11 protein-coding genes and 1 pseudogene are annotated in these 10,667 nt (G+C 44.7%); 4 read left to right on the plus strand and 8 right to left on the minus strand.

Going from position 1 to position 10,667, the window contains the following annotated elements:
* Positions 1-121: 121 nt before the first annotated feature.
* Entirely contained in the window at positions 122-832 is a 711-nt protein-coding gene (gene rppA, locus RLO19_RS22950; RefSeq protein ID WP_446359727.1) for a two-component system response regulator RppA, read from the minus strand.
* A gap of 373 nt (positions 833-1,205) precedes the next feature.
* On the opposite strand from rppA, the gene RLO19_RS22955 reads away from it, so the two are divergent.
* Positions 1,206-2,444, plus strand: a complete 1,239-nt coding sequence (locus tag RLO19_RS22955; protein ID WP_446359728.1) for a permease — start codon at positions 1,206-1,208, stop codon at positions 2,442-2,444.
* A gap of 149 nt (positions 2,445-2,593) precedes the next feature.
* On the opposite strand, the gene RLO19_RS22960 is transcribed toward RLO19_RS22955, so the two are convergent.
* A complete protein-coding gene (locus RLO19_RS22960) occupies positions 2,594-3,010 on the minus strand; it encodes a mannose-binding lectin (protein ID WP_446359729.1) in 417 nt (138 codons plus the stop codon).
* A gap of 293 nt (positions 3,011-3,303) precedes the next feature.
* A complete protein-coding gene (gene gorA, locus RLO19_RS22965; RefSeq protein WP_446359730.1) occupies positions 3,304-4,644 on the minus strand; it encodes a glutathione-disulfide reductase in 1,341 nt (446 codons plus the stop codon).
* A 247-nt stretch (positions 4,645-4,891) separates the two neighbouring features.
* Between gorA and RLO19_RS22970 the strand changes: the two genes are divergently transcribed.
* Both RLO19_RS22970 and RLO19_RS22975 read left to right on the plus strand, forming a co-directional pair.
* Complete coding sequence (locus tag RLO19_RS22970; protein WP_446359731.1) at positions 4,892-5,260, plus strand: four-helix bundle copper-binding protein; 369 nt, start codon at positions 4,892-4,894, stop codon at positions 5,258-5,260.
* 155 nt (positions 5,261-5,415) lie between these two features.
* A complete protein-coding gene (locus tag RLO19_RS22975) occupies positions 5,416-5,961 on the plus strand; it encodes a hypothetical protein (protein WP_446359732.1) in 546 nt (181 codons plus the stop codon).
* Between the two features lie 19 nt (positions 5,962-5,980).
* Here RLO19_RS22975 and RLO19_RS22980 read toward each other — a convergent pair whose 3' ends face one another.
* The 3 genes from RLO19_RS22980 to tmk all read right to left on the minus strand — a co-directional run bounded on the left by RLO19_RS22980 (position 5,981) and on the right by tmk (position 8,933).
* Complete coding sequence (locus tag RLO19_RS22980; RefSeq protein WP_446359733.1) at positions 5,981-6,955, minus strand: F510_1955 family glycosylhydrolase; 975 nt, start codon at positions 6,953-6,955, stop codon at positions 5,981-5,983.
* Positions 6,956-7,281: 326 nt separating this feature from the next.
* Positions 7,282-8,250 carry a DNA polymerase III subunit delta' gene (gene holB, locus RLO19_RS22985; protein ID WP_446359734.1) on the minus strand — a complete coding sequence of 323 codons (969 nt, stop codon included), beginning with the start codon at positions 8,248-8,250 and terminating at the stop codon, positions 7,282-7,284.
* 17 nt (positions 8,251-8,267) lie between these two features.
* Complete coding sequence (tmk, locus tag RLO19_RS22990; RefSeq protein ID WP_446359735.1) at positions 8,268-8,933, minus strand: dTMP kinase; 666 nt, start codon at positions 8,931-8,933, stop codon at positions 8,268-8,270.
* Positions 8,934-9,111: 178 nt separating this feature from the next.
* Between tmk and RLO19_RS22995 the strand changes: the two genes are divergently transcribed.
* Positions 9,112-9,459, plus strand: coding sequence for a hypothetical protein (locus RLO19_RS22995; RefSeq protein ID WP_006104062.1), 348 nt, complete (start codon positions 9,112-9,114; stop codon positions 9,457-9,459).
* A gap of 127 nt (positions 9,460-9,586) precedes the next feature.
* On the opposite strand, the gene RLO19_RS23000 is transcribed toward RLO19_RS22995, so the two are convergent.
* Positions 9,587-10,021: an FHA domain-containing protein gene (locus RLO19_RS23000; RefSeq protein WP_446338984.1), complete on the minus strand. Its 435-nt coding sequence runs from the start codon at positions 10,019-10,021 to the stop codon at positions 9,587-9,589.
* Positions 10,022-10,425: 404 nt separating this feature from the next.
* A pseudogene (locus RLO19_RS23005) lies at positions 10,426-10,667 on the minus strand (RNA-guided endonuclease InsQ/TnpB family protein); the annotation flags it as partial.

Here is a 10,667-nt window from a genome sequence, read left to right on the forward strand (position 1 = left end):
TGAACAATGGATAATGACCTCTCCTTAAAAGAAGAGGATTGAAATTAAGGAAAATCTTTTTTAATTTCTTCGTAAACGAAGAGGTTTTAGACCCAATTAATCAATTGTCAATTATCAATTATTAATTATCCATTGATAAAGATGGAACATTTAGACGATAACCCACCCCATAAACCGTCTCAATCAAATGATCGCAACCCTGCTGCGCCAGCTTCCGTCTCAGCAGTCGCATTTGCGCCGCCACAACATTACTCATCGGTTCTGCACCCAATTCCCAGAGTTGATTGAGCACCTGATCGCGGGTGACAATTTGGTTGGGATGTCTCATAAAATATTCCAACAACTGAAATTCTTTATGAGTTAGGGGAATCGTTTGCTGATTTCCTGGGGAGTCTTGCCAATAAGCGGTATGAGTACCGTAATCTAAGGTGAGGTTGCCGATTTTGAGGTGTTGCGCTTGGAAATGAGGCGATCGCCTCTGCAATGCTCTCAACCGCGCTAGGAGTTCCTCCATACCAAAGGGTTTGACTAGATAATCATCAGCGCCAGCATCTAGCCCCATTATTTTATCCTCCATCCGATCCTTTGCCGTGAGCATTAAGATGGGCAGAGGACTTTGTTGCGATCGCAGCCGTTTACATAAGTCTAATCCGGATAATCCGGGTAATAGCCAATCAAAGATTGCCAAGGTGTATTGAATCCAGTCGGATTCTAAGTATTCCCAGGCTTCAACGCCATCCAGAACCCAATCCACAATATAAGCCTCTTGATTCAACGCCCGCTTAATCGCCGCGCCTAAATCGGGTTCATCTTCGACTAAAAAAATTCTCATAGCATCAAGTCATGAAATCAAAATGAAATCGTTGTCTACCATTAGTCAGATATTACAGCTCATTCTCTAGTTGGACGCGATCGCACCCGCAACTTTCTACAGTGAGAAGCGAAAGGACAGCAAGTTGTAGATTAGGTTGACGCCAGGAAACCCAACAGAATCTAGGGCTAATGTTCCCTACTAAAAGCCGACTCTAATCTATCAAATTAAGTGTGCCACGCCAATACGCTGGATTAAGCTGTGCGGCATTTAAACCTTAATGTCAACAAGTGAAAATCGTTGTAATGCGAGCATCTTGCTGACTACCCATTCCCAATTTAAATGCGTAACAGCTTACAAGATCATAAACCTAAAATAACGTCAAATAATTATCATGAACAACGCAAACTTTTGGCAACTGTATAGTGAGGCGGTGTTAACCTCACTGGGCTTTTTCTGGAAAGCGTTATGGGCATTCATCTTGGGTTATGTCATTAGCAGCGCTATCCAGGTTTTTGTGACCCGCGAACGTATGCAACGGACAATGGGTAAAGCGGGAAAAGGTAGCGTCGCCTTGGGAACCTTTTTCGGGTTTATTTCTAGTTCCTGTAGTTTTGCCGCCCTAGCGACAACGAAATCCTTATTTAAAAAAGGAGCCGGGTTTGTTCCTTCCTTGGCTTTCTTACTCGCCTCAACCAATTTAGTTATTGAGTTAGGATTTATCATCGCCGTCTTCCTCGGTTGGCAGTTCGTCGTCGGCGAGTATTTGGGCGGACTTCTGCTGATTATTTCGATGTGGTTGATTGTGCGGTTTACGCGCCCCACCAAGCTAATTAGAAAGGCACGCAAACGACTGCGGGAACGGGAAGATGAAGGCGAGCAAAAGGATGGGGAAGATCCTCCCGACTGGAAGGAGAAGATTCAAACCAAACAGGGATGGAAACAGGTTGCCCGCAAATATTTCATGGAATGGAAGATGGTTTGGAAAGACGTAACCATCGGGTTTACAGTGGCGGGGGCTATTGCCGTATTTGTGCCGCGATCGTTTTTTCAGTTCCTGTTTATTGGTGCTGGACAAAATGGTAATCCCGGATTTTTGGCGATTCTAGAAAATACTATTGTTGGACCGGTGGCGGCGTTTTTCACGTTTATCGGTTCTATGGGAAATATTCCTTTGGCTTCGGTTCTCTATGCCAATGGGGTGAGTTTTGCTGGGGTTATCGCGTTTATTTTTAGTGATTTAGTCGTGTTCCCGGTGATTCGGATTAATGCCAAATACTACGGCTGGAAAATGGCATTGTATATCCTGGGTGTCTTTTTAGCCGCATTGGTGGCGACAGCAATTGTCATGCACTATGGCTTTTCCTTATTGGGGCTTTTGCCACAAAGTAGCGGGCAGAGTCAAGCCCAGACGCAGCGTTTTGCTATTGACTATACATTCTGGCTGAATCTTGCCTTTCTCGCTGTCACCGGGGTTTTGGCTTGGCTGCGCTGGGGTGGCAAAAAGGATCACAAGGGTGGGATGCATCACGGTGGTGGTAACAAAGGTATCATTGAGCGGGTGCTGTTTTGGCTGGCGATTGTCTCCTATATTTGGTTAGCTGGGGGTTTGATTGCTACGGTTATCCGGTAAATTTTTGGTAAGGATTCAGGTCTATGTGGAGGTGACTTTGTGGCTAGGATTACTACACTGATGTTCTAGTAACCTGAATCCTTACAGTTTACTTAAGAACAATGTATATAATTGTTCTTAAGTAATACTCACTTGACAATTAACGACAATTATTCGTATTCTAAAGTGCCGTCAATATTAGCAATGTGTTCATCTAAAGAGATGTCTGATTGTGAGTAAGTTATTCCATCTACTTTTTCACATTGAGCAGCGAGGAGGAATTCTCGGCTGCTGAGTAGCTGCGCTAGACCTATATCTTGGCAGGTTTGGGAAAAGTTGGAATCACCCCAAGATAATACTCCATCCAAATTACCGATGTAATCATCTAATTTAATAGAGGTTGTCCGATAATACCCATTCCTTGTTTCACATTCGGCTGAAAGCGTTGAACCATTGATGGTTATATTTTCACAAGTTTGACTAAATTGACCCGTAGCCAAAGCCTTATTTACGACAACGTTAAAGGTCAGAACCAAAGCACATAAAAATGCCAAAGCCACTTTGATCAGTTGGAATGATCTCTTCATCTAAGATTCACCTCAAGTAGAAAATTGGACTATCGAAATTTCCCCTAACCTTGCTATCACAAAAGCAAGAGGATCAAGTCGATATGTTGATCTTCCCACTTAGGTTCACAGCTTTATAGATTTTTTATAAAATCTTTACATTGTGGGACATAACCGTCCCTAAGTAGTCAGAGACAAACCCAGACTCTTTGGGGGTAACTAATTGAGTGTTTTCTAAGGGTATTGTGATCATTGAGGTTTTGCTGTTATCGGAGAATGTCAGGAAGCCATGTTCGCCTTCTGTCTTTTTCCAATCAAGATAAACAGAAAAATTCTTCACCGATAGAAGGATGAATCCCAATCGTATGATTAAAATCTGCCTTAGTCACCCCAGCGTTAATGGCTAAAGCAATCATCTGAATAATCTCAGAAGCACAGTCTCCTACCATCTGAGCGCCTAAAACCCGATCTGAGTTGCGATCAACTACTAGCTTCAGTAGTGTTTTTTCCGGTGATTTTGCCCTCATATCTAAAAGGGATTGGAATGTTTTTTGATAACAACGCACTGATTCGCCCAACTGCGCTTGTGCTTGGGCTTGAGTTAACCCGACGGTAGCGGCTTCAGGTTGGGAAGAAACAACGTAGGGAACATAGTCATAATCGACAACGTGAGGATGATCACCAAATTCTGTCTGGGCGAAAGCTCGACCCGCCGCGATCGCAACTGGGGTAAATGGCGCTCTAGCGGTACAATCACCTACAGCGAAAATATTAGCTTGACTGGTACGGCTGTACTCATCAACCGCGATCGCTCCCTGTTTGACTTCAACCCCAGCTTTCTCTAAACCCAATCCATCCCAGTTAGGAATGCGATCACTAATCCAGACAACTGTCTCCACTTCTACGGGTTCACTGTTACCCAATAACCTTAAATTCAGACAATCTTGCACTCGTTCAATTTTCTCAACCTGGCTATTGGTGCAAATTCTAATTCCCAACCGAGTCATCTCGTCTTGAACCGTTGTCCGCAAATCCTGATCACAACCGGGCAAAATTTTATCTTCGGATATGACTAGAGTAACTTTTGAGATCAACCCATTCATAATCCCCGCCAGTTTCACAGCAATATAGTTACTGCCAATAATAGCCAGGTGTTTGGGTTGATGCTTCAGATCGAGAAATTTCCGCGTCGTAATCGCATATTCAATTCCGGGAACCTCGGGTTTTATCGCTTTTCGACCAACCGCAATCAAGATATACTTCGCCTTGTACGGATGTCCATCAATATCTACCCTGTGAGCATCTAAGAATTTAGCATGTCCTTTGAGCAATTCAACGCCAGCTTTTTCCAGCTTTTGGGTATGCCTTTGGCACAAATGCTGAATGTCGCGGTTTCTGGCTTCCATAAATTGACACCAATCAAAGTTCCTCGAAACATGACCCCATCCATATTCATCCGCCCGTTCAAACACTTTGGAGAAACCAGCCGCATAAGTCATGAGTTTTTCGGGGATACAACCATGTACCACACAAGTCCCACCGACTTGATCTTGCTCCGCGATCGCCACCCGGACGCCATATCCAGCCGCGCTTTCAGCCGCCGCTAAACCACCGGGTCCGGCGCCAATAACTAAAAGTTCGTAATCCCAATCCATAACAAAACCTTGTCAAAAAATACAATAGCTATCTTTCAGGAAAGCATTTTATTGCTCAGTAAAGTAAAGTCTAACCTTGCCGAGAGTAATTTAGTAAAGTATAGACGAATACTTCGATAATTTACACAAGTTAATATTTTATACTTCTTTAGGTAGATTGAATGTCATCGATAGTCTCCTAGGATGAAATCGAGGTGGTCAATCCATCGATTTTCCAGAAAAAAGTTCAATAAAAAAAGGTAAAATTATGGCAATACAAGAGCTGACGTTACACCAAGTTAACTCAGAGATAAAAAAGTGCATCCAAAACTGTCTAGATTGTGGCAGTATTTGCCTGAATACAATTACCTATTGTATTCAAAAGGGGGGACAGCACACTACAGCTAATCATATTAAGCAAATGATGGACTGTGCTGAAATCTGCCAAACGAGTGCCAACTTTATGCTTCGTGGCTCGAACTTCGACACCCGTACCTGTGCAGTTTGTGCCGAGATATGCGATCAGTGCGCTCAGAGTTGTGAACAGTTTGATGATGACGATCAGATGCAAGCTTGCGCTCAGATGTGCCGTCGTTGCGCTGAATCCTGTCGGCAAATGTCTACAGTGGCAGCGTAATAAAATCTGTCGCTAGATCGACTTTTTTATCATGCTCCACTCAGAGGAAAGCTTCGGTTTTCCTCTGAAAAAGGATAGTTATTTAAAGATATAATATTCAGATAATTTTACAATTTACTTGTCATTATAACCGGGAAACGACAAAGATAAAAACCATGTTTTTGAGCTGGACTCACATCCATTTACTTTTAAACCATTTTCCAATTATCGGAACTATATTTGGTTTACTATTACTGATTTATGCCCTAGCCAAAGATAGTGAAGATTTGAAAAAAGCAAGTTATTGGTGCTTTTTTATCATTGCCCTAATTACGATCCCCGTTTTTTGGGCAGGGATGCAAGCGGAAGAAGTGGTTAGCGCTCTTCCTCAAGTTCCCCATTCGTTGATTCACGCCCATAGAAACATTGCCGAGCAAGCTCTCATTGCTTTAGAGATATTAGGAGTAATGAGCTTATTTGGCTTGTTTCGAGGGATAAAGAACACTCCCTCTTGGTTTCCCATAACCTTGTTAGTCGTGGCAGTTATTGCTACAGGTTTGGTGTCATGGACGGGACTTCAGGGAGGAATAATTAGACACACAGAAGTTCGCTCACAATTGCAATTTTTACTCCCCAATGATGCTACAGAATCGGGCGATCATCATCAAGGGTCAGAAACTGAACATGGACACCAAGACGATTCAGGACATTCTCATGAATAGGATTCAGTCTAGAGTATTTTTAACTCAATTTATTCCAAGTTTTGCCCTCATCCTGAGACTGAAAAACCTGATTCTGATCGTTGACAGCGTAAATAATTTCGGGATGGTTGGGAGCAATCGCCAGATGTAAAATAGTCCCCTCTATCCCTTCACCGACAAGTTCCCAGGTTTTACCTCGATCAGTACTGCGAAAAATACCCGGCGAGTCAGACGCCAAACGATAGCCATACATTACCGTTTGCTCCCCTTCTGATTTCAGCGTCAATCCGGCAACTGGGGCATTTTTCGTATTCGGTAAAACCATCCAATTCTTTCCCCCATCGATACTTTCAAATAATCCATTGCGGGTAGTAGCAAAAACATGATCGGGGTGATTGGGATCAACGGCTAAACCAAAAGGCGCACCCCTTAATCCAATTGGTTGCACTTCCTGCCACGTTTTGCCGTTATCGGAGGATGTGAGGAAGCCGTGTTCGCCTTGTTTTCCGGATGCTGCCCAAGCATACATTACATCAGGATTACTCGGCGCGATCGCTAAAGCATGGAAATCGACACCAGGGAGCGATCGCAACTGCCAATCTTGCCCTTTGTTTTCACTGACGATGAAGCCTAAATTTCCTCCTTCAGGAGGATGACCACTGGCGTAAAAGCGCTGATTATCTGTAGGATGTGGGGCAAAACTCATCAAATCAGACCGATCAGTTCCCACTTGTAGCCATTTACCATCCTCAGCACGCTGTAATAACCCGTGATGCGTCGCTAGATACAGAATCTCTGGATTATCTGGATCAATCGCCATACCATGAATATGAGTTTTTTCTCGCCAGTTATCCGAGGCTGGAGTGAGAGTCACCTGTGCTGGCTTAGGGGTAGTAATGGCGGTTTCTGTGGGCGTTGGCTGACTCGTTGTGGGATTATCTGGAGGAGAAGCACAACTGATTAAGGTAAGACTAACCAACCCACAAAGCCAAATATGATTAAGTTTACGGTTCATTGATAATAGCCCTCGCTATATTTGAGACAGTAAAGAAGGGGATGAGACAAAATAATCGTCTATCCAAACAGTTCTAATTTGACAAACTAAAATGAAATTAAGATGAAATTTGTCTACCCGCCCCTACAGTTCTAATCCCCTAAATTAGCTGTGCCACGCCACTACAATCGACAGACGTTCCGCCGGCACGTCTCTACTTCTTTTAGATGCTAACTGTGGTTACACTGATTGATACCAAGTTGCAGTCTAAGGTAGAATCTGTCATGCTGAGCAAAACGCAGTGAAACGGAGTGACGCGAAGCATCTGCCCAGATTCTTCGCTTCGCTCAGAATGACATGATAGAACGCAACTTGGTATGACACTCTAAGAGTGTCACTTCCCAAACTAATCGAGGTTGGGCATAGCCAAGTAAGTAGGTTCGCGCTTGCTCTAATTGGTGAATAATCTGAGTATGGGATTGGTGTTGCCAGTAGCTATGCTGTAAATAGTCCACTAACCACAATTGAGCTTGGGGATCAAGGGTTTGATCAATTTCCTTAGCCAGTTCTAGCGCCATGCGGGATGAGTTGGGCAATTGGTTCAGCTTTGCCAGTAATTCTGGGGGAATGGCTTGGAGTTGTTCAAACGCCGCGATCGCTTCTCCGGGACTTCCTTGGGCAATGGCTAATATAGAGGGTTCTTGGAGAATCTGCTCATAACCCGTTTGCTGCAGCACCTGTGCCATGTCGTCTTGTGCTAATCGATAGAAGGGAATCCGTTGACAACGGGAAACTAAGGTGGGTAATAAGGCATCGGGACTGGGTGCGATTAAAATTAATGTGGCGTTTCCGGGTTCTTCTAGCGTCTTGAGCAAGCCATTTGCGGCTGATTCTGCCATGGTTTCCGCCTGTTCGAGCACCACAATTTGACGAGAGGCTTCTAGGGGAGAACGTCCTAAAAACTGGCTAATTTCTCGAATTTGTTCCAGGCGAATTTGAGGGGGGGTTTTGCGCTTGAGTCCTTTTTCTGCCGCTTCCTTGGCGGATAAGCGAATGCCATTGTGCAGATAGGTGGGTTCGATCCAGAGGAGATCTGGATGGTTCCCCTGTTGTAGGCGTTTCTTGAGTAAGGGTTGCTGCTGGGGTGGGATATCTTGACAAAACAACCGTTCAATGAACCAACGGGCGACCAGACCCCGCCCTACTCCAGGAGAACCGGCAAACAGATAAGCTGGGGCGATGCGGTTGGCTGTAATTGCCCCCTCTAAGAGTGCGATCGCTTGTTTTTGTGCAACTATGTTTACTATGTTCGTCATTTGTCATTTGTCATTTGTCAAACATCTATGACATACTTCTGCCGAATTCGTTGACGCAAAACCGTCTGAATGTCTAGTTGTACGGCGTCAGGGCTTTGATTGGCGTCAATCCTGACAATTCGCTGGGGATACTGGGAGGCTAATTGGGCAAAACCCTGCTGTACTCGCTGGTGAAAGGTTAACTCCGCTTGTTCCATGCGATCAGCGACTCCCCGTTCTCTAGCTCGCTGTAAACCAATTGTGACATCAACATCTAACCACAAGGTCAAATCGCTTTCTATTCCTCCTGTGGCGATGTGGTTGATTTGCTCAATCAGGGCTAGGTCAATCCCTCGTCCATACCCCTGATAGGCAATCGTCGAGTCGGTGTAGCGATCGCACAAAATAATCGCCCCGGCGGTGAGCTGAGGCTGTAACAATTCTTCAACATGCTGCGATCGATCAGCGGCATAGAGTAGTAGTTCAGTGCGGTGTTGTATGGATGAGGAGTTTTCTTGGAGTAAGAGTTGACGTAGTTTTATGCCTAGGGTGGTTCCTCCGGGTTCTCGGGTGATGATCACAGGTGGCTGCTTACCACAATTACCCAGGGTGTCTAGTACGCCACTGGAGAGGAACCAATCGCGCGATCGCTGGATTTGGGTGGTTTTGCCGCTGCCTTCCACCCCCTCAAACACGATCAGCATTTCCCCTTCTCCACCCCTAATCTAATTTATTGATCATCTTATCCGGATCAGCCGCTAAGATACTGGTAGCTGATAAACAACTGAGCATCAGTTTATTTTTTTTAGCCTTCTGCTCATAAGCCTTAACATAGGTTCGATATGATAAGAAGGTCTAGCTATCTGACGCCTAGGGTTAAATATGGCTCGCTACACTTGTTCATTTACGGTTGCAGTTTCTCCCGATCACCTTCAGCCATCGTTGATTGAGGTTTTACAATCCTGCGATTTTGACATTATCTATGATACGGGAGACTATATCATGGCACGGGAGATTCCCGGTCATGTTGCCTTTGCCAAACTCGTGACAGTGGAGGTTTTGATTGACAAATCGATGGCTACCGATCAGGAAATTCGCATGAATTTCGTGATCAAAAATGAAGAGTTACCTTTACAGGTAGACAACCACTGCCACGATAAGTTTTATGAAGTTCAAGAGGCGGTTGCCCAAAACCGCCATTGGCAACTCTTAGAAAGTGTTGCTGGATAAATCCCGACTTACCCTGTAGTCAGATTTTGTTTTCCTTTATTCCATGGTTGGGTTTGTTTCGTTTCCTTTCGTTTCAATCCCCTGGTTTCAATCCTCTGGACTTCCCTGATCAAAGTTGGGCTAATAATCAGGGTGTCCAGTCATCTGGATCTCCCCCCATCATATTGGGGCTAATCAGGGTGATGTCAAACTCATCAGGAGGTCCAGTGGGAACCGAGTCGCGCTTGAGTATATAATATTTGGCACTAACTTGAGGACCGAAGACGACTTCGTCCTCATCTTCAAGATCATGGGCTGGAAGTTTACGACCGTTAATTACCAGTCCATTGGCGCTGGTTTTCCCTTTGAGGTTACCATCGACAATACGGTAGTAGAAACTGCCGTCCTCCCGTTCTCGCCGCACTAAAGTAGCGTGTCGGCGAGACACAAATTGTGAGAACAGACGAATATCCACATCCGGATCTCTGCCTATGGAATAAACGGGTTCCTCCAAGGTATATTCCTTGCGCCCTTTTTCGTCTTCAATAATTAACAGATGGTTTGAACAGGATTTTGCAGGCATTGAACATCGAAAAATAGGGATAGAGAGTGCAGTTCATTCACTGTCGCTGTGTCTATGCTTTCTTACATTAGCAAACTGCTTAATCATTTTCTTTAACGGATCAAGAAGAAACGACCTAAATTGCCGACCTCCAATTTGGTCTTCCCCCATTCAATCATCATAAGCATTAATGCAGATAATGGCACAGACTCCAATGTTACAATTTTGTGACATCCTTTGGCACTGACCCTACGGGAGAGCCGCTAGGCTTCCGTTGGGGTTTTGCTAATTGGCGGTGCTTTTGGCTTTTTATAGTGAGGAATATGCAATAACCTTTCTATGTTTATCTTAATAGCTACGTTACAATCCCGGTCGAGAAGACCCCACAAGCCGGCTGTGAATTCATATTGTTGACACTCCCCCGGTTAAAACGCGGGGGATTCTTCCGTCACAGGGAGGCAGAGTTTAACGTCTTCCAGGACGGAACCTTTACCCTCAGTAGAGACGTAGCATGCTACGTCTCTACCCACCGTGTGTCCCACGGCTTCCAGTCCTCTAATCTCGACTACTTGAGCCGCGGCTATATCGCGGTCTTGGGTATACCCGCAATACTGGCATTTATGTACCCGCTGAGATAGCTTTTTCTTGCCCGTCTCCTTTAGGCACT

This window comes from Coleofasciculus sp. G2-EDA-02, from assembly GCF_040226375.1.
Lineage (GTDB): Bacteria > Cyanobacteriota > Cyanobacteriia > Cyanobacteriales > Coleofasciculaceae > Coleofasciculus.